The sequence below is a fragment of the Paraburkholderia sp. J7 genome (assembly GCF_905220155.1).
Lineage (GTDB): Bacteria > Pseudomonadota > Gammaproteobacteria > Burkholderiales > Burkholderiaceae > Paraburkholderia.
In genome coordinates, this window is record NZ_CAJMYZ010000012.1 from 247,914 (window position 1) to 268,234 (window position 20,321).

Here is a 20,321-nt window from a genome sequence, read left to right on the forward strand (position 1 = left end):
TTCCGGCGATGACGATCGGTGACGGCGCATCGATCCCGCGCGTGCACCCGCCCTCCGGCTATCGATTCGAACGCGGACAGCGCAATCACAGTGTGTCCGAAAAAACCAACTAGAACCTGCAGTTTTCGAATTTGTAGCGCGAAGGAGACTTGCCGCTGTTCTCGAGAAAGAAACGCGAGAACGCGGAAGGAGAGGAAAAGCCGAGAAGATCGCTCACTGCCGCAACCGAATAATCGGCCAGCGGCAGCAGGCGCCTCGCTTCCTCGAGCCGCGCATGGGAGAGGATCGCCTGGAAGTTCGTTCCTTCACCCTGCAAGCGCCGGTGCAGGGTTGAGCGTGAAATGCCAAGCCGGCCGCAGACTTCCTCCATCGGGTTCGAAAATGGCAGGCCGGCATGCGCCTCGCGAATCATCTTCGTCACGAAATCTTCGATCCGCGAAGAAAAGGAATGGCCGATAAGAAAGCGTCGGATATCGGCATCGGCCTGAGCGCAGAGAATATTTTCCGTGATCTCGTTGTACTTTCGATACGGCATGTCCGCCGCCCCGGTTTTCATCAGCATGCGGTTGCGGCTTTGCCTGAATTTCACCGTCGCGCCGCTCAGGTGCGATAGCTGGGAAACCGGCGCAAATGCGTCGCCAGTCAGCTCGATCTGCGTGGGGTACGGTTCGTCGTCGTTGTACTGTCCGGCCAGGCGGGTGAGCAGCAGAAAATTGTAGAAGGCACTCGACGAACTCTTGCGCGCGCCGTCCTGAACGTATTCGAATTCGAACGTCAGGCCAGCGCGCTTGACCTTCACGGTATCGACATTTCCGATCAGGACCCGGTAACGCAGGAACTGCTCAAAGGCCTTTGTGAGTGTCGGGCTATTCGTGACGATGGCCAATAACGTGCTAACGGGCGCGCGAAAGGAGTAACTGGAAAAAATCTCGAGCCGCTCCGAAGCCTGGTAGCCAGGCTCAAGCAGATTGAGCATCGCAATGTGCTTGTGGGCCGGTATGCGTCCGTCGGGATGCGCGAGTTCGGCCTCCGTGATGCCAGTGAGGCGCGTGAAATCGTGCGGCGACATGCCGTGTTCAACTGCGGATTTGAGCGAAAGTTGGGCAAGGACGTTTGAAACGGTCTTTTGATCGGTCGTCATGGGAGACACCATGGAACGGGGAAACGTCGCCTCGGCTAACCGCTGGTAGCTGCTGACTTTAGCATCCTTGTTTCAAACCTCAAATGGCTTGATGCGCCCGCGTTTTGAGCGAGCATGATTCGATTCGCATGGGCCCTGAGCCTGCGCGACAAAACCGTAATCTGCCTGCAAGGTAGCGGCGAATTGGCCGATGGCGCAGGGTTAAGGCAAACCCTGATCTCGCGACGCAAGGTTAAGTTCCGCGACGGCACGATAAGCGCAAACGTTTCTCCGGGTGATATCGTCATCACGCTACGTAGGGTAATTCAACACAAAACAAGAAGAAAAATGTAGTCCGATTACGGCCCCGCAATCCTGCGGGTCATCGCTCATACAATCGGCAAATCTGGAGAGACACTGTGAGGAATGCGAAGCAAATAGCGATTGCGGTCGCCGGCACATTGTGCGCCGGCTCCGTGGCATACGCGGATCAAGCCGCCACCGGCAACACCTGGGGCGCCAACCCATTTTCGATTGTGTCGCAGTTCTTTTCCCACGCTTCAGGTGCGGCACAGCCGGCCGCCGAATGGAAAGAAAAGGGCGATATTGCCGACCGGCGCGCGGCAGTGCTGGTCTCCCAACTGACGCTCGACGAGAAAATCCAGTTGGTGCACGGAACGGGTATTCCCACCGTCGGTCTAGGTGGCCCGTTTCCTTCGTGGGTGCAGGGCGCCGGTTACATTCCCGGCGTGAGCCGTCTGGGCATTCCTGCGTTGGCTACCGCCGATTCGGCTGGCGGCGTGAACGTGCAGAACGCGCACACCACGGCCTTTCCTGCACCGATCGGGCTTGCCTCGAGCTGGGACGTGGCGCTCGCGGGAGCCTACGGTGCGCGTATTGCGCGCGAGCTGCGCGTGCTCGGCTATGCGGAGGGATTAGGGGGCGGCGTCAATCTCGCACGCGAGCCGCGTGACGGCCGCACGTTCGAGTACATGGGCGAAGATCCGGTCCTGAGCGGCACGATGAGCGCCGCCCGCACCATGGGGACGCAGTCGCAGAACGTGATCGCGACGGTGAAGCACTACGCGATGAACGACCAGGAAACGAACCGGATGACGAGTAACTCCGTGGTCGATGAACGGACGATGCGGGAAACGGAGCTGCTCGCATTCGAAATTGCCGTGCGCGAGGGGCATCCCGGCAACGTGATGTGCTCGTACAACCTGGTCAACGGCGTGTATGCCTGCCAGAACCCGGAACTCCTCACGAACATCCTGAAGACCGAGTGGGGATTCAAGGGCAAGGTTCAATCGGACTGGACGGCCAACCATAGCACCGTCACGTCCGCGATGGCGGGTCTCGATGAAGAACAGCCCGGCGACCTTGGCGCGGCAGGGGCGGGCTTTGGCATTCAGTCCTATTTCAGCAGCGCACTCAAGGCCGCCGTCCAGGCCGGTAGCGTTCCGGTTTCCCGCCTGAACGACATGGTCTTCCGCAAGCTTCGCACCATGATTGCCCTTGGCGTCATGGACAATCCGCCGACCCCCGGCGGCTCGGTCGACCAGACGGCGGGCAACCGTGACGCTTTGGCCGTGGCGCACGAGTCAATCGTTCTACTGAAGAATGGCGCGGCAGCGGGCAGCAATCAGCCGGTCCTTCCGCTCGCCGCTAGCGGCCTGCACTCGATCGTCGTCATTGGCGGGCATGCCGACGTTGGCGTACTGTCCGGTGGCGGGTCGGGCGGCGTGCCCGCGGCAGACGGCAATGCGGTAGCGGGATGCCAGTCCGGCAATCCGCTGCTTTCGAGTTGTGCGACCTGGTATAAGTCCTCGCCGTACAACGCGATCAAGTCCAAAGCGCCGCAGGCTACTGTCACGTTCTTCGACGGCACGAATGCTGCGGCAGCGGCGAGCGCAGCGGCCAGCGCCGACGTGGCGATCGTGTTCGCCACGCAGTGGGAGAGCGAGGGCACGGACCTGGCCAGCTTGTCCTTGCCGGACAACAAGGTGGACCCGAGCAATCAGCTTTACGACCAGAATGCGCTGATCAATGCAGTGGCCGCGAAGGCCAAGCGGATCATCGTCGTGCTGGAGAACGGGAGTCCGGTCACGATGCCATGGCTCGCCAGCGTTCACGGCGTAGTGGAATCGTGGTATCCGGGCGTGCAAGGCGGTCAGGCGATTGCGGACATCCTGTTCGGCGACGTGAATCCGTCCGCCAAGCTGCCGGTCACGTTCCCGCGGCAGGAAGCCGATCTGCCGCAGCCGACGATCGACCCCAACAATCTCAACGTCGTTTATAGCGAAGGACTGCTGATGGGATACCGCTGGTACGATGCGAAAAACATCGACCCCTTGTTCCCGTTCGGCTACGGCCTCTCCTATACGACATATTCGTACTCGGGGCTCAGAACGCGTACCGATCATGGCGGCAACGTGATCGCCACGTTCACCGTTGCCAACACGGGCTCGCGTGCCGGGGCGGAAGTGGCCCAGGTGTATGCAACGCTGCCGCCGGGCTTGGGCGAGCCGCCGCAGCGTCTCGTGGGCTGGGCGAAGGTCGCTTTGCGGCCTGGGCAGTCGCAACAGGTGAGTGTGGTCATTCCGGCGCGGCGCCTTGCGACATGGAATGTCACGACGCACGCGTGGCAGGTGCATGGCGGAAGCTATGAGATCCGGGCCGCGTCGTCGTCGCGTGACACGAATGCGCTGTCCGACCGCGTGAGCGTTGGAGACATGCACTAAGGTGCGGGCGGCCTGGGCAGCGCAAGCGCCCAGGCCTGCTGCACGCGTTATGGCGTCGAGCCAAATGACTGTTGCAGCGAAATCAGATTGACGGGCACGACACGAATCAGTCCACCGCGCGGACTATCGATATCGGCAATCAGCGACAACGAAAGCGCGACGGTAATAGGCAGTGCGAACAGCAAGACACGGCGCCCCGTGCTGCCGCGCGAGCCATATCCCTGCATGAGATTGCTGAAGAAAGCGATCGCCATCATCAATCCCCAGGCAGAAAGCGGAATGCGGTTTAGCCACGCCGCCTGCGTATAGCCCTGAGAGTTCAGCACGTCGTTCATGCCGGACACCACGAGCGCCGAGATCGGCGTGGGCCGCGCGATAGCCGGGTCACGCACACTTGCCCACAACTGCCCCTGAAGGCTGGACGTTGCGTTGTTGAGCGTTTCGAGTTCGTGAGTGTCGCGTGTCTTGTAGTAGGTAATGCGCAGCGCGACATATTTCGCGAGCAGTGCTCTGACCTTCGGCGCATCGGCTTCGCCGAGCAGGTCTGCGCGCAGATATTGCGTGCCGATCGCGTTGGCTTCCTCTTCCTCGTAGTTCTTGCGCTGGTCGTACCGGCTCACGGCCATGGACAGCGTAAAACCAATCAATAGCGCGAGCAGCGTGAGGGTGGCGCCCTGTATGACGTTGTAGTTGTCCCGTGAGTCGTCCGCGAGCGGAAAGACACGTTGCAAGACAAGCGCGCCGAGCGCGGCAGCGACGCAGAGCAGCACGATCAGCAGGACAAACAAATAGACGGGGTGGTGGACCAGCTGTGCCATCTCAACTCCTCAAACGTTGTTGTGTAGTCAGGGGTCGGACCGCATTGATTCTAAGGCACGTGGCAAGCATTGGCACTCCGGATGGCAGAAAGGAAAAAACTACGGAGTCCGTGGTTTGACTCGGCAACGTTGCGCAATCCGCGCGCATCAGCTCGCCTTGTCGCCGGCGATTGCCCCATCGGGCAACGGAATTGCCCTTAATCCCTATGGCAGCGTTGCGTCGAATTACCAAAACTTACACAACGCGCTACTGGGATCGATGATTCGAACCCGGCAACCGGATGCGGACGGCCACTCCCACAGCGAGCGGGTTGGCGCGCGGCTCGTCATGGGTCTCGCCTGCACCCGCTGCTGCGTTGTCTGGTCCGGTATCACGCTGAGGATGGGCGATGCCATGAATCACATCTACCAGTTGTGCTGGAACCGGTCGCTCAGGCAATGGGTCGTCGTTTCGGAACTCGCGTGCCGGCGTGCGGGCAGCGGCGCTTGTCGAGCCCGCAACGGTATCCGCCGCCTTGTCGCGATCATGCTCGCGGGCGCGCCTTTTGTGTGGGTAGGCGTGGCGTACGCAGCAGGCGGACCGAGCGGCGGCCAGATCGTTTCGGGCACCGGTTCGATCCATCAGTCGGGCTCGACGACCACGATCCAGCAAACCAGCCAGACGCTGCAGCTGAACTGGCGCAGCTTCAATGTGGGTGCGGGCCAGACGGTCGACTTCGTTCAGCCTGGCAGCAGTTCGCTCGCGGTCAACCGTATCCTCGGCAGCACGCCGAGCGCCGTTCTCGGCAATCTCAACGCGAACGGCCAGGTCTGGCTCATCAATCCCAATGGCGTGCTGTTCGGTCCGTCTGCGCGCGTGAACGTCGGCGGCATCGTGGCCTCCACGCTCGACGTCGACCCCGCCAGCCTCGGCAGCAACAACCGCCGCTTCAGCGGCAGCGGGCAGGGCAGCATCGTCAATCAGGGCACGATTACCGCGGCCGATGGGGGATATGTCGCACTCCTTGGCAACCGCGTATCGAACCAGGGCGTCATCACCGCGCGGCTCGGCACGGTCGCCCTGGCGGGAGGGAGCGCGGCCACCCTCACGTTCGACGGTTCGCGCCTCGTCCACATTCAGGTCGATGCGAGCACACTCGACAATCTGGCCGAGAACCGGCAACTGATCGTGGCCGACGGCGGACAGGTCATCATGACGGCTGGCGCGAAAGACGCGCTGCTCGCCAGCGCAGTCAACAACACCGGCAAGATTCGCGCCCAGACGGTGGCCGATCAAGAGGGCAAGATCGTCCTGCTGGGCGGCATGACAGCGGGGCAGGTCAATGTTGGCGGCACGCTGGATGCGAGCGCACCGAACGGCGGCGATGGGGGCTCGATCGAAACATCGGCGGCGCATTTCAACATTGCGCCCGACGCGCACATCACGGCGGCGGCGCCGTTCGGGCGGGCCGGCACCTGGCTCGTCGACCCGACTGACCTGACCATCGACGCCAATGCGGCCAGCCAGATTTCGAGCACGCTGAACGGCGGCACGAACGTCGTCGAGCAGACAACCGCAACGGGCACCTCGGGTGCCGGCGTGCAATCGCCAGGCGCGGGCGACATCAACGTCAACGCGGCCATCAGCTGGACCAACGCAGCCGCGAGCCTGACGCTCGAGGCGCTTAACGCGATCTTCGTGAACGCGCCCGTGACCGGCGCGGGCGCCGTCAACATGCAGGCGGGCACGGGCAACCTGACGATCGCCGCGGGCGGCGCGGTGACGGGCGGCGCTGGCGTCGTGCTGGCGACGAAAGCGAATTTCGTGAACAACGCGGGCAGCGCGGCCGTGAGCACGGGCACCTCGGCGCCCTGGCTGATCTACTCGAGCGACCCGCGGCTCGACACGACCGGCGGTCTCACGCCTTCGTACATCCAGTACAACGCGCCCTATGGCACGACGCCTGCGGCCTCCGGCAACGGCTTTCTCTACAGCCTTGCGCCGACGATCACGCTGACTGGCCTCACTGGCAGCGTGACCAAGGTCTACGACGGCACGGGCACGGCGAACCTGACCAACGCGAATTTGCAAACCACGGGGCTCGTGAACGGCGATGTCGTTGCGAGCGCCACGGGTAGCTATGCCACCTCCAATGCGGGCACGAACATTACCGTGAATTCGCCGACGACGTTCGCGGGCGTCGTCATCAACACGTCGACCGGCATTCCGGCTTACGGCTACCAGGCCAAAGGCACGGCCTCGGCCGATATCGGCACGATCACGCCCGCGCCGCTCACGGTCAGCATCGTCAACAACCCGACCAAGGTGTACGACGGCACAGCCTCGGCGCCGCTCACGGCCGGCAACTACAGCTTCACGGGCTTCGTGGCCGGGCAGGGCGCGAGCGTGAATCAGGCCAGTTCCGTTTCGTACGCGAGCGTGGATGCCGGCACGGGCATTGCGGTCAACGCGAGCTTCACATCGACCAATTTCGCGGCGAACACCGGCACGAACCTTGCCAACTACACTTTGCCGACCTCTGCGACGGGAACCGGCACCATCACGCCCGCGCCGCTCAACGTGACCGGGCTCATCGCCAGCAACAAGGTGTACGACGGCACGCGAGCCGCCACGGTCGACGCGAGCGGCGCCGCGCTCTTCGGTCTCGTCAGTTCGGACAGCGGGCAGGTCTCGCTCGACGCGAGCAACGCGGCTGGCCTGTTCGCCACGCCCAATGTGGGCAATGCGATTTCAGTGGTCCCCACGGGTCTCACGCTGACCGGCGCCAAGGCCGGCGACTATACGATCTCGGTGCCGGCTTACCTTAACGCCAACATCACGCCGAAACTCCTGACCGTTACGGGCGTGAGCGCGAACGACAAGGTGTACGACGCCACGACTACTGCGACGCTGAACGTCGGCGGCGCCGCGGTCTCGGGGATCATTGCCTCCGACTCGGGCAACGTCACGCTTTCGTCGAGCTCGTCCACGGGTACGTTCAGCCAGTCCAACGTGGGCAACACTCTCACTGTCTCGGTCGGCGGCCTGACGCTGTCCGGCACGGCGGCGGGCAACTATTCCATTGCGCCGATCACGGGCCTCACCGCAAACATCACCCCGGCGCCACTGACGATCACCTTCCTCGGCTCGCCGACCAAAGTCTACGACGGCACCACGGCGGTCCAGCTGAATCAGTCGAACTACACCATTTCGGGCTTCGTGGGCGGCCAGAGCGCGACCATCGGCCAGGTGTCGGGAGGGTATGCAACGCAGCATGCGGGCACCAACATCCCGATTGACGCGGCGCTCACCGCTTCCGATTTCGTGCCGGCGGCCGGCACGTCGATGTCGAACTACACGTTCCCGGCCACCGTGACCAGCACGAGCGGTGTCATCACGCCCGCACCGGTCGAAGTAAGCATCATCAACAACCCGACCAAGGTGTACGACGGCACCGCGACCGCCTCGCTCAGCAGCAACAACTACCAGGTGACCGGCGCCATTCCCGGCGAGTTCATCACCCTGAATCCCTACCCGCCGACGGGCACCTACGCGACGCCCAACGTCGGCTATCAGGGCGTAAGCGCGACCATACCGGGCAGCGCCTACCAGGCCGGCCCGAACACGCTCCTCTCCGACTACGCGTTGCCGACCACCGCGACGGGCATGGGCACGATCGTGAAGCGGCCGATCAGCGGCGAGGTGACGGCGCAGATCACGGACAACCCGTCGAAGACCTATGACGGCAACACGATCGCCACGATTCCCGCGAGCGATTTCACGTTTACAGGCTTCGTTGGGACCGACAGCGCGACGGTCAATCAAACCATTACCGGGAACTATGCAACGAAAAATGCCGGGTCCCAGGCGGTTACGGCGAGCCTTACGCAGTCCGAACTGACACCCGGTGCCGGCACCAACCTCAACAACTATTCGTTCCCGATCTCGGCCTACGGCACGGGCACGATTCTGCCCGCCCCGCTCACGGTCGCGATCATCGGCTTGCCCAGGAAGGTCTATAACGGGACCACGCTCGCGCCGGTCGGCAGCAGCAACCTGCAGGTCATCGGCATGGTGAGCGGCGAGGGCGCGACCATTACACCGACCACGCAGTTCAATTACGCGAGCGCGAACGCGGGCAACTGGATCGTCAGCGGATCGCTCGTGCCCGGCAACTACACCGCCAACAGCGGCACACTGCTCAGCAATTACCTGTTGCCCACCACGGCCTCGGGCCCGGGGATCATCACGCCTGCGCCGCTGTACGTCATCAACGCGCACGCGACCAACAAGGTCTACGACACGACAACCGCCGACACGCTCGACGTGAGCAGCGCGGCGCTCTCGGGTCTGGTGCCATCCGATGCGGGCAACGTCACGCTCACCACGTCCACCTCGGGCACCTTCGCCCAGTCCAACGTCGGCAACGGCATTGCCGTGACGGCAAACGGCTTCAGCATTTCCGGCAGCGCGGCCAGCAATTACACGTTGCAGACCATCACCGGGCTTACCGCGAATATCACGCCCGCGCCGCTCACCATCAACGGCGCGGTGGCGAACAACAAGGTGTACGACAGCACGACGGCCGCTACCATCAACACCGGCAACGTCACGCTCGCTGGCGTGCTCGGCACCGATAACGTCACGCTCTCGTCGGGCAGTGCAACGGGCCAGTTCAGTACGCCGAACGTGGGCACCAACCTGGCGGTGAGCGCGAGCGGTTTCACCCTGAGCGGCGCGCAGGCGGGCAACTACAGCGTGTCGCAGCCGTCGAACCTGTTCGCGAACATCACGCCCGCGCCGCTCACGGTGAGCATCACCGGCAACCCCATCAAGCAGTACGACGGCACGACGTCGGTCACGCTCGGCGCGTCGGACTTCACCATTACGGGCTTCGTGGGCAACCAGAGCGCGACGATTACGCAGACTGCGGCGAGCGGCTACTTCTCGCCGAATGTGGGTACGCACGTGGGCGTGAGCGCCACGCTCGAGCCATCGGACTATACGTCGCCGGTCGGCACGAACCTCTCGAACTACAGCTTGCCGACCCAGGCCACCGGCACGCTTGGCGAGATCACGGCGAAGATCATCAACCTCACCGGCACGCGCGTGTACGACGCCACGACGGGCGCCAACGCGAATCTGTTCTCGAGCGCGGGCGTGATCGACGGCGTCAATGGCGAGACGCTCACGCTCACGGGCACCGGTACGTTGACCAGCAAGAACGTGGGCACCCAGGTGCCGTTTTCGAATCTCGGCACGCTGGCGCTTGCCAACGGCACGGGCCTCGCGAGCAACTACACGCTCGCAGGCGGCACCGACTGGGTGACCATCACGCCCGCCATGCTCACGGTGCTCAATACCACCGCGCTCGACAAGGTCTACGACGGCACGCGAACGGCGACCTTGCAGAACGCCCTGCTGAGCGGGGTGATCGGCAGCGACACCGTCGTGCTCGGCAACGACGCGACGGGGCTGTTCAATACCAAAGACGTCGGTACCAACAAGCCGGTTTCCACCCAGATGACGATTTCGGGCACGGACGCCGGCAACTACACGCTGATCCAGCCGACCGGCATTTTCGCGAGCATCACGCCATTGGGTGTGACGATCACGGCCACCGGCATCAACAAGCAGTACGACGGCACGACCACCGCACAGGTCAATCTGTCCAGCGCCGCCGTGGTGGCGGGCGACCAGGTGACGTTCAGCGACCAGGCGGCCAACTTTTCCCAGTCTGACGTGGGCAATAACCTCGCGGTGCACGTGACCGGCATTTCGGCGAGCGGCGCCGACGCGGCCAACTACACGTTCGCCAACACTACCGCGGACACCGCGGCCAACATCACGCCACGCGTATTGAACTTGCAGGGCACGCGGGTCTACGACACCACGGCCACTGCCGCTGCGACCCTGTTCGGCACCAACGGCGTGCTGCAAGGGCAGAACGGCGAGACGCTCACACTCACCGGCACCGGCCAGCTGGTGGACAAGAACGTGGGCAACCAGAAGCCATTCGCGACGAACGGCCTGAGCGGCTACACGTTGACCGCCGACGGCGCGGCGAAGACGAGCAACTACACGCTCGTCGGCGGCACCGACTGGGTCACCGTCACGCCCGCCACGCTGAACGTGCTCAACACGGTCGCCCAGAACAAGGTCTACGACGGCAATGCCATTGCGCAATTGCTCGGCGCCACGCTCAGCGGGGTGCTTGGTTCGGACACCGTATCGCTGGGTAACGACACCCAGGGTCTGTTCAACGACAAGAACGTAGGCAGCGCAAAGCCGGTGACCACGAGCATGACCATCTCGGGCACCGACGCGGGCAACTACGTGCTGGTGCAGCCCAGCGGCCTCACGGCCAACATCACGCCGCTTGGCGTCACGGTGCAGGCCACGGCCAGCAACAAGGTCTACGACGGCACGACCACGGCCACTGTGCAGCTCGGCAGCCCCGGCATCGTGCAGGGCGACCAGGTGAGCTTCAGCGATCAGTCCGCCGATTTCGATACGAAGAACGTGGGCACGGGCAAGACGGTGACGGTTCTGGGCATTAGCGAATCCGGCGCCGACGCAGGCAATTACACGTTCACGAATACGACCGCCACGACCACGGCCAACATCACGCCCTATGTGCTGAATCTCACCGGCACGCGCGTGTACGACTCCACGACCAGCGCCGCCGCGAGCCTGTTCGGCAACAATGGCACGTTGACGGGCGTGGCCGGCGAAACGCTCACGCTCTCAGGCACCGGTACGCTCGCGAGCAAGAACGTGAACACGCAGCAGGCGTTCGCCGCGAACGGCCTTGCGGGCTTCACGCTCACGGGCAACGGCAGCGCGCTGGCCAGCAACTACACGTTCGCGGGCGGCACGGACTGGGTCAACATCACGCCTGCGACACTCACGGTCAACGGCACTTCCGTGAACACGAAGGTCTACGACGCCACGACGAACGCCACGCTGAGCGGCGCGACGCTCGCCGGTGTGTTCGCGGGCGACAGCGTGACGCTCGGCAACGACACCACGGGCACGTTCTCCGACAAGAACGCGGGCACCGGCAAGGCCGTCACGGCGGCGACGATGACCATCAGCGGCACCGACGCCGGCAACTACGTGCTTACGCAGCCCACCGGCTTGACAGGCGATATCACGGCGCGGCCCATCGTCGTGAGCGCGACCGCGCAGAACAAGACCTACGACGGCACGACGGCCGCCACGGCGACGATCGGCAGCAACGGCGTGCTTACGGGCGACACCGTGAATTTCGGCTTCGGCAGTGCGAATTTCGCCACGCCGAACGCGGGCAACGGCATTACCGTCACGGTGAACGGCATCACCGCGAGCGGCGCGGACGCGGGCAACTACACGTACAACGCCGTTGCGCTGGCGACGGCGAACATCCTGCCCGTCGTGCTGAACCTCACCGGCACGCGCACCTACGACGGCACCGCGGGCGCCGCTGCGAGCCTGTTCGGCAGCAATGGCGTGCTCACGGGCGTGAACGGCGAAACGCTCACGCTCTCGGGCACCGGCACGCTCTCAACGAAGAACGCGGGCTCGCAGGTGCCGTTCGCGGCCAATGGCCTTGCTGGCTTCACGCTCACGGGCAACGGGGCTGCACTGGCCAGCAACTACACGTTCGCGGGCGGCACCGACTGGGTGACCATCAATCCGCTTGCGGTCACCGTCAGCGCAACGGCGCAAAGCCGCTATTACAACGGCACGACCGCGGCCACGGCGACGATCACGCCCACAGGCGTGCTGGCGGGTGACACCGTGAATTTCGGCTTCAGTAGTGCGAACTTCTCCACGCCGAACGCGGGCACGGGTATTCCGGTCACGATAAGCGGCATCACGGCGAGCGGCGCTGACGCGGGCAACTACACATACAACGCCACCGCAACGGCCAGCGCGGACATCTTGCCGTACATCCTGATCCTGCAGGGCACGCGCGTGTACGACGGCACGACCGGCGCTGCGGCCAGTCTGTTCGGCAATAACGGCGTGCTCACCGGCGTGAACGGCGAAACGCTCACGCTCTCCGGCACCGGCACGCTCGCGAGCAAGAACGTGAACGTGCAGCAGCCATTTGCCGCGAACGGCCTCTCGGGCTATACGCTCAGCGGCAACAATGGCGCGCTCGGGAGCAACTACACGCTCGGCAACGGCGTGGGCGACTGGGTCAACATCACGCCGAAGCCGGTGACGATCGCGGCCGTGGGCGAGAACAAGGTCTACGACGGCACGACCACCGCGCAGCTCAGCAGCTTCACCGTGACCGGCCTCGTGGCGGGCGACAACGCCTCGGTGGGCTACAACTCGGCGAACTTCCTCACGGCCAACGTCGGTACGGCCATTCCGATCACAGTGGGGCTGTATGGCAACGGCACGGACATCAGCAACTATACGTTCGGCAGCAGGGTCGTCACGACGAGCGCGGACATCACACCGCGCGCGCTGACGATCACGGCCAGCGCGCAGAACAAGACCTATGATGCCACCACCACGGCGGTGCTCAACGGGTTGACCGTGAGCGGCCTCGTGGCGGGCGACGCGGCCAGCTTCACGGCGGGCAGCGCGAATTTCGCCACGCCGAACGCGGGCAATGGCATTGCGGTCAACGTGGCGGGCATCACGGGCACGGGCAGCGATCTCTCGAACTACACGTTCAACACGTCGACTGTCACGACGGCCAACATTCTGCCGTTCGTCCTGAACCTGACCGGCACCCGGGTCTACGACGGCACGAACCAGGCCGACGCGAACCTGTTCGGCAACGGCGGGCAACTCACGGGCGTAGATGGTCAAACGCTCACGCTCACAGGCTTCGGCAATCTTCTGAATCGCGACGCTGGGCAGAGCAAACCGTTCGCGCTGGGTGCGCTCAATGGCTTCAAGCTCACCGGCAACGGCTCGACGCTCGCCAGCAACTACACGCTCATTGGCGGCGTAGACTGGCTGACCATCACGCCGCTTGCGATTACCGTGACCGCAACGGGCACGAGCAAGCGTTACGACGGCACGCGCACTGCCTCGGTCGGCCTCGCGAGCAGCGGCATCCTGAGCGGCGACAGCGTGAGTTTCAGCGCGCAATCGTCGAACTTCGTCACGCCGAATGCAGGCAACGGCATTCCCATCCTCGTGACGGGCATTGCGGGCAGCGGCGCCGACGCCGGCAACTACACGTTCAACACGGCGGCGACCACGTCGGCCAACATCACGCCTGCCGTGCTCGATCTCACGGGCAGCCGCGTGTATGACGCAACCACGGGCGCGGCGCCGAGCCTCTTTGGCGCGAACGGCGTGCTCCAGGGCGTGAACGGCGAGACGCTCACGCTTTCCGGCAGCGGCACGCTCTCCACGAAGAACGTCGGCAATCAGATCGCATTCGCACCCGGCGGGACCGGCGGCTACACGCTGACCGGCAACGGCGCGGCGCTCGCCAGCAACTACACGCTGGCGGGCGGCGTGGACTGGGTGACGGTCACGCCCGCGCCGCTCGTCGTGGTGGACACGCGCACGACCAACCGGACTTATGACGGCACCGTGCTCGACGCGCTTTCGGGCGCGACGCTTTCCGGCGTGCTCGGCCACGACAGCGTGACGCTCGGCAACAGCGCCGTAGGCTACTTCTACGATCCGGCTATCGGCTTCAACAAGCCGGTCAGCACGGCGATGACCGCCAGCGGCGCCGACTCGGGCAATTACGTGCTTGTGCAGCCCACCGGACTGACCGCCGACATCATCACACCGGTCGCGCCGGTGCCTGCGGGCACGCTCGCGAGCGTCCAGGCGCCGCTCGCACCGAACGACGTGGCAACGCCGTATGGCACCGCTTCCGACACCGCACAGGGCGGTTACGCGGGCAACCAGAAGCAGGAAGACCATCCCAACGAGCGCAATCTGGCGCGCGCGGACTTCCATCCCGGACTCGCGCTCACAGTGCTCAACGGCGGGGTACGGCTGCCGACGAATTGACGCCTCCGGGTGGAGGAGAAGAACAACGCACGCGCGCAAGCGCCCCACGACCTCTTCATGCCATGATCGAGATTCGCTCGAAGCGCCTGTGCAGAACACGAATCAGTCTTGCCGTCGGGCTCGCGGCGACGGCCTTTGCCGCCCACGGACAAGTGCGGGTGCCGACGCCGCCGAATAGCGGCCAGTTGCTTCAGCAGGCGCCACAGCCGCAGTTGCAGCCGCCGCCCTCGAATCTCGACCTCACGATCCAGCCGCCGAAGAACGCGCCGGCCGACAACACGAAGACGTTTCCGGTGCGCCAGATCGAGATCACGGGCAACACGCAATTGCCCGCCGACATGCTGCACGCCATCGTCGCGCCGAGCGAGGGGAAGAACCTCACGTTGAGCGACCTGAACGCGCTCGCCGACCAGATCAGCGAGGTGTATCACCAGCACGGCTTCCCGCTCGCGACGGCCTATGTGCCCGCGCAGACGATCGAGAACGGCGTCGTGCGCATCGACGTGGCGGAGGCGCGCTACGGCGCCGTCTTGCTGAACAACCAGAGCCGCGTATCGGACCGTGTGCTGAACAATACGCTGGCGGCATTGCAGTCGGGGCAGCCGGTGAGCGAGTTCGAGCTCGAGCGCACGCTGCTGCTTTTGCAGGACATTCCGGGCGCGCTGGTCAGTTCGACGATGCGGCCCGGGCAACAGGTGGGCACGTCCGATCTGCTCGTCGACGTCACGCCCCAGCAGCGCGTGACCGGCGACGCCGGGGTGGACAACTTCGGCGACCCCTATAGCGGTCGCGTGCGCGGCAGCGGCAACCTGAACATCAACGGCCTGTTCGACCAGGGCGACCTGCTCGACTTCAGCGCGCTGACGACGGGCCCCGGCATGACCTACGGACGCATGGACTATCGTTACCTGCTCAACGGGCAGGGTACGACGCTCGGGGCCACGGTGTCGGGCCTGAACTACCATCTGCGCAACGATCTCTCCGATCTCGACGCGCACGGGTCGGCCTTCGTTGGCGGCGTGGTGCTCGCGCAGCCGCTGATCCGCAATACGCGGGGCAATCTCTACGGGCAGATCGAATATGACTTTCGCCGGCTGAACGACAACATCGATATCATCGGACTCCAGAACGATCGCCACACGAACAGCGTGACCACCACGCTCGCGGGCGACCAGCTCGATTCGATGGGCGTGAGCAATGCGCGCGTTGCGCTGACCTACGGCGTACTCGCGGCGAACAACCTGCAAACCGATATCATCGACCAGCTCGGCGCGGATACCGCGGGCCACTACGTCAAGCTCGCGCTGTCGCTGTCGCGTCTGCAACAGTTCACGCACAGCGATGCGCTGTACTTCGGCTTCTCCGGGCAGACGTCGAGCAAGAACCTCGACACCTCCGAGCAGTTCTACCTGGGCGGCCCCGATAGCGTGCGCGGCTACGACGTTGGCGTGCTGTCCGGCTCGCGGGGCTATCTGGCGACGGTCGAATACCGGCACGACGCCGCGTTCCAGAACATTCCGGGCATCTGGCAGTTTTCCGTTTTCGTCGATACGGGGTGGGTGCAGCAGTACAAGAACCCGTTCGTTCCCGGACCCAACACAGGCCAGTTGAGCAGCGCCGGCTTTGGCGTGCAATGGAACGGACCCTACAAGCTTCTGCTGAGCGCGAGTGTGGCTTTCCCATTTGGACGCACGCCGGAAATACTCAGCGCGAACGCCAACACGTCCGTCCACTGCTGGGTGCAGTTGCGCAAGGCTTTCTAGGGGGCGGGCGCGGGAACGCGCCGCGTCGTTGCTATGAACGGCCCGGCGATGCGGGCAGCGGGCCGAAGAACATCCGCTTGAGCCGACTCTTGCCGAGCGCGCGTCCCAGCTCCGCGATCACGCAGTAGTTGAAGACCAGCGTCACCAGCAGGATCTGGATCGCCCAGAAGCGCGGCCAGCTGATCTGGAGGAACATCTCGTGGTTTGCGCCAGCGAAACTGCCGGCTTCTTTCCAGAAGTCGTAGAGGCGCTCCAGATAATGAATGACGAGCGCGACGATCGTGTACATCAGCGTTTTCCAGGCGACGTTCCAGACGAGCGGTTTGTCGGGAAAGCGGTTGATGAAGGGCAGCATGTCGGCGAGCAGCACGGACTTGCCGAGGATGAGCGAGGCGATCAGCACGGACCCCGAGGCAGGCAACGTGATGCCGGTTTCCTTGACCATCAGCGTACGAACCAGCGCGATGATGTGGAGAATGACGAAGAAAAAGATCGTCGGCGGCAAGACCTTCTTGAACTCTTCCTTTAGCTTTTCCATCAGCGAGTGCATGGCGGACTCCAGTCATCGGCGATGTTCGCGAAGGCACCGCCCCGCGGGCGTATGCCCCCGGGGCGGTGCGAACATCCTAACTGTACGCGTTACGCTGATGGAAGCGGCATGGCAGGTCAATACGGCGCGTTGACCACGACGTACTGTGCGCCTTGCGGCTGGTACCAGGTACCGCCGCATTGCTGGTACACCATGCCGCCATAGTTCACCGGCACACAGTTGGACGGCACCGAGCGGACGATGGAGCCGACCACCGCGGACGTCACGCCCACGGCGGCCGTGACGGCGGCCGCCGTGGCGACCGGGTGGTAGTCGTCGTCCCAGCCGCCGTGGTGGTCGTTCTGGACGTTCACATTGACGTTGCGATTCACGTTGACATTGCGATTCGCATTGACATTGTTCACGCTGGTGTTGCGCACGTTGCGCGTGCGTGCGTCGGCATTCACGTTGTTCACGGGCGGGTGGTTGGCGCGTGCGCCGCCACCGCCGCCTGCGTGCATACCACCGCCCCCGCCTGGGTGCACGCCGCCACCGCCACCGCCGCCGCCTCTAAAGGCGCTCGCGGAAGGCGGCACCGTGAAGGCAACGCAGGCAGCGACCACGACAGGAAGGAGCCGGACGGGATTTCGCATGAGTGTGGTCTTCATGGGCCTACCCCTTGTTCTTGACCGGAACGATTTCGATCTTCTTCGCGCCAGCGGGCGGATGGAACGAGAACGTGGCGTCGTTGAAGGTGGCGTGCGTCGTCCAGTCAATGACCGAACTGGACTGCGGGCGTGCGTCGTCGTCGCGGCGCGTGATCACGATCTTGCGCGGCAATGGACTTTCCCCGACCTTGATCCAGATTTGCCAGTCAAGATCCTTCTGGCGGAATGCGTAGTGATTGCACAGGTCTGAACCGATATAGTCCTGGCCCGCGAACATGGCGGACTCGAACTGCTCAGCGGGCGCGTCCGGCGTTCCCCAGATGAACAGATCGGCGAGCGGGAACTCCACACCATAGTTCTCGTTGAGCTTGTCTATCAAACCCGCGATCGTGCCGTTGAACGCGACGCTCGAGTAGTACTTCTGGGCCGGCGAAAAAAGCGTGACCGTTTTGCCGTCGAAGATGATTTCGCGCTCGCTTCGTGCGCTCGACATGAGTGCGCGTATGCGGTGCGGCCGATCGACGTCTACGTCCGCCGTTGCCGTGTGCTGGAGCTTCTGGCCGTCTTCCAGCACACGCTCGCCGGTGAGTTCGGTCGAAACGCTGAAGCGTTTGAGTGACTGAAGGTAGGCCCCCATCTTCTTGAGCGCTTCGACTGCCGCTGGGTCGACTGGATTGGCGACGCTGCTTGCCGCAACCGGCGCGGAAGCCTGTGCGAAAGCCTGTGGCGCAACGAGTGTCGCGGCCAGTATGGCCACGCATGTAACCCTTCTCTTCATCGTGTTCTCCCGGCATATGAGCGAGAAGCCGCAGAAACGTGAAAGCATCGTTTTAGCAGGCGCTTTCGCAGCGTCGAGCTGCGCGCTTGCAGTGCCTAATGTAATGGCCGGAATCACGAAAGGGAAGGCTTCTGCCCGATATTGCCCAAAGGGGAAATGGGATTGCCCCAAGTCCCGATGTCGCAACTCGCGTAACCGCGCAATGCTTCACTGAAGGTCCACGTCGTACACATGCTCGATAGATGGGGTGGCGATGCATCTGCTTCATCTGTCTCTTTCGTGGATCGTGCATCGAGGTAATAAATTGCATAGGATTGCAATGTAATCGAACGACTCCAGCGGAGCAGGCCCCGACCCCGTACGGCGTTGTGCGCGCGTCTGTACAAGACTCGATGTACCGGTGAGGTGGGTGTCGTATGAACGTGATGCGGCAGATGATCGTGATCGTGGAGGACGACGCCGGCTTGCGGCGCGCCCTCGAGCGGCTGCTGCGGTATTCGGGCTTTCGCACGCGGTCGTTTCGCAGCGCCGAGGACGCCAATCTATTCGAACTCGCCTCCACAGCGCGCTGCCTCGTCATCGACGTTCAACTGCCGGGCTTATCGGGGCCAGCCTTCTACGATACATTGCATGCGCCGCGGCCGCCCGCGGTGTTCATGACGGCGTACGACGGCGCACGCACGCGCGGCGCCGTCGAAAACACCGGTACGCATGCGCTGCTGACCAAGCCATTCCCCGGTGAGGCGCTGGTCGAGGCGATTGCCAAAGCGACCGCAACGGCGTGACGCAAACCGGCTGCGCTGCAGCCGTGTCGAGGATTACGGTGAACCTTGACGTTCCCACGTCGCGTCGCCGTTTCTGCCGTATTGGGGCCTCAGCGTGAATGGCCCGCCGCCACCCTGCACAGTCACAACCACGATCGAATGCCTGGTTCCCTGCCTGATTGTTTTCGCAATGCCACGGGGTGGCCATTGGGATTTCGGGAAATGATTTTGCCCTTTTGGGTAATTCCAATCCCTATTCACACCTTCACACGGAAGCCAACGCGTTACCGGTTATTTCAACGGCAGCGCAGGAAAATAATACCGCTCATAAATGACAATAATCGCGAATTAGTCAAAATTTCCGCATGAATCCTCAAAAGGCGGCAGTGACGCCAATCGCGCAGGGTCTCTGAAAAGTTGCTATAAACCGATATAAGTTAGACGCATTCAAGAAGTCAGTTGCGGCGATTGCTCGCTGTAGCCACTGCACGAACCTGGAATATCGTCGCATCGCACTATGAACGGCGGAGAAAAGCGTGACGGATCTTGAACAGGCGGTGATTCATATTATCGATGACGACGCAGCGATGCGGACTGCATTATCGCGGCTTCTGAGGAGCGCGGGCTTCGAGGCGCGCGTGTATGCCTCCGCGGGAGACTTCCTGGTGAGCGCCCTGGATAACCGTCCGGGATGCATTCTTTTGGACCTCGAGCTGGGTGGCCCGAGCGGCCTGGAATTGCAGCAGGCGTTGTTGCGCGACTCGCGGGCTTTGCCCATTGTGTTCATGAGCGCTTACAGCGACGTGCCTCGCACCGTGAAAGCGATGAAGGCGGGTGCTGTCGACTTCCTGCTCAAGCCGTTCGAGCGGCACGTGTTGTTCGACGCGATCGGCACGGCGTTGCGTGCGAACACGATGCAGGCGCCCGTGCGGCACCCAGCGGCGGTCCAGCTTGCGGACCGCGAGCAGGTTGTGTTGCGCGGCATCGCCGCCGGACTTCGAAACAAGCAGATCGCAGCGGAACTCGGGTTGTCCGAACGCACGATCAAGTCTTGTCGCGCCGACCTGATGCGCAAGGTTGGCGCGACGTCGCTCGCTGAGTTGCTGCGTCGCACACAAGCGATGGTCAGTATGCCCGCTTAGAAGCGGGAAGGACGAACAACGCCTGCGATGT

The 20,321-nt window shown here is 63.5% G+C and carries 11 protein-coding genes; 6 read left to right on the top strand and 5 right to left on the bottom strand.

What is annotated here, in order from left to right:
* Nucleotides 1-109: 109 nt before the first annotated feature.
* Nucleotides 110-1,141 carry an AraC family transcriptional regulator gene (locus U5A58_RS21140; RefSeq protein WP_321962896.1) on the bottom strand — a complete coding sequence of 344 codons (1,032 nt, stop codon included), beginning with the start codon at nt 1,139-1,141 and terminating at the stop codon, nt 110-112.
* A 114-nt stretch (nt 1,142-1,255) separates the two neighbouring features.
* Here U5A58_RS21140 and U5A58_RS21145 point away from each other — a divergent pair, with 114 nt between their 5' ends.
* Together U5A58_RS21145 and U5A58_RS21150 are read left to right on the top strand one after the other, a co-directional pair.
* Nucleotides 1,256-1,474 (top strand): hypothetical protein, encoded by a 219-nt coding sequence (locus tag U5A58_RS21145; RefSeq protein WP_321962897.1) that lies wholly within the window; start codon nt 1,256-1,258, stop codon nt 1,472-1,474.
* Between the two features lie 251 nt (nt 1,475-1,725).
* Nucleotides 1,726-3,864, top strand: coding sequence for a beta-glucosidase family protein (locus tag U5A58_RS21150; RefSeq protein ID WP_321962920.1), 2,139 nt, complete (start codon nt 1,726-1,728; stop codon nt 3,862-3,864).
* Nucleotides 3,865-3,911: 47 nt separating this feature from the next.
* On the opposite strand, the gene U5A58_RS21155 is transcribed toward U5A58_RS21150, so the two are convergent.
* Nucleotides 3,912-4,682, bottom strand: coding sequence for a hypothetical protein (locus tag U5A58_RS21155; RefSeq protein WP_321962898.1), 771 nt, complete (start codon nt 4,680-4,682; stop codon nt 3,912-3,914).
* Between the two features lie 394 nt (nt 4,683-5,076).
* Between U5A58_RS21155 and U5A58_RS21160 the strand changes: the two genes are divergently transcribed.
* Together U5A58_RS21160 and U5A58_RS21165 are read left to right on the top strand one after the other, a co-directional pair.
* Nucleotides 5,077-14,646: a YDG domain-containing protein gene (locus U5A58_RS21160; RefSeq protein ID WP_321962899.1), complete on the top strand. Its 9,570-nt coding sequence runs from the start codon at nt 5,077-5,079 to the stop codon at nt 14,644-14,646.
* A gap of 62 nt (nt 14,647-14,708) precedes the next feature.
* The gene (locus U5A58_RS21165) at nt 14,709-16,409 is read left to right on the top strand and encodes a ShlB/FhaC/HecB family hemolysin secretion/activation protein (RefSeq protein WP_321962900.1); all 1,701 of its coding nucleotides are present in this window, start codon (nt 14,709-14,711) and stop codon (nt 16,407-16,409) included.
* A gap of 31 nt (nt 16,410-16,440) precedes the next feature.
* Here U5A58_RS21165 and U5A58_RS21170 read toward each other — a convergent pair whose 3' ends face one another.
* From U5A58_RS21170 to U5A58_RS21180, 3 genes are all read right to left on the bottom strand, one after another.
* Complete coding sequence (locus U5A58_RS21170) at nt 16,441-16,959, bottom strand: hypothetical protein (protein ID WP_321962901.1); 519 nt, start codon at nt 16,957-16,959, stop codon at nt 16,441-16,443.
* Between the two features lie 116 nt (nt 16,960-17,075).
* Nucleotides 17,076-17,606, bottom strand: a complete 531-nt coding sequence (locus tag U5A58_RS21175) for a hypothetical protein (protein ID WP_321937894.1) — start codon at nt 17,604-17,606, stop codon at nt 17,076-17,078.
* A gap of 4 nt (nt 17,607-17,610) precedes the next feature.
* Nucleotides 17,611-18,384 (bottom strand): DUF2092 domain-containing protein, encoded by a 774-nt coding sequence (locus U5A58_RS21180; protein WP_321962902.1) that lies wholly within the window; start codon nt 18,382-18,384, stop codon nt 17,611-17,613.
* A gap of 434 nt (nt 18,385-18,818) precedes the next feature.
* Here U5A58_RS21180 and U5A58_RS21185 point away from each other — a divergent pair, with 434 nt between their 5' ends.
* Both U5A58_RS21185 and U5A58_RS21190 read left to right on the top strand, forming a co-directional pair.
* Nucleotides 18,819-19,169: a response regulator gene (locus U5A58_RS21185; RefSeq protein ID WP_321962903.1), complete on the top strand. Its 351-nt coding sequence runs from the start codon at nt 18,819-18,821 to the stop codon at nt 19,167-19,169.
* Between the two features lie 515 nt (nt 19,170-19,684).
* On the top strand, nt 19,685-20,290 hold the full coding sequence (locus U5A58_RS21190) for a response regulator transcription factor (RefSeq protein WP_321962904.1): 606 nt from the start codon (nt 19,685-19,687) through the stop codon (nt 20,288-20,290).
* Nucleotides 20,291-20,321 lie beyond the last annotated feature (31 nt).

Coding starts and splice junctions, on each gene's coding strand:
- U5A58_RS21145 (WP_321962897.1), top strand. CDS start 1,256: ATGATTCGATTCGCATGGGCCCTGAGCCTGCGCGACAAAACCGTAATC.
- U5A58_RS21155 (WP_321962898.1), bottom strand. CDS start 4,682: ATGGCACAGCTGGTCCACCACCCCGTCTATTTGTTTGTCCTGCTGATC.
- U5A58_RS21180 (WP_321962902.1), bottom strand. CDS start 18,384: ATGAAGAGAAGGGTTACATGCGTGGCCATACTGGCCGCGACACTCGTT.
- U5A58_RS21160 (WP_321962899.1), top strand. CDS start 5,077: ATGAATCACATCTACCAGTTGTGCTGGAACCGGTCGCTCAGGCAATGG.
- U5A58_RS21140 (WP_321962896.1), bottom strand. CDS start 1,141: ATGACGACCGATCAAAAGACCGTTTCAAACGTCCTTGCCCAACTTTCG.
- U5A58_RS21165 (WP_321962900.1), top strand. CDS start 14,709: ATGATCGAGATTCGCTCGAAGCGCCTGTGCAGAACACGAATCAGTCTT.
- U5A58_RS21185 (WP_321962903.1), top strand. CDS start 18,819: ATGATCGTGATCGTGGAGGACGACGCCGGCTTGCGGCGCGCCCTCGAG.
- U5A58_RS21170 (WP_321962901.1), bottom strand. CDS start 16,959: ATGCACTCGCTGATGGAAAAGCTAAAGGAAGAGTTCAAGAAGGTCTTG.
- U5A58_RS21175 (WP_321937894.1), bottom strand. CDS start 17,606: ATGAAGACCACACTCATGCGAAATCCCGTCCGGCTCCTTCCTGTCGTG.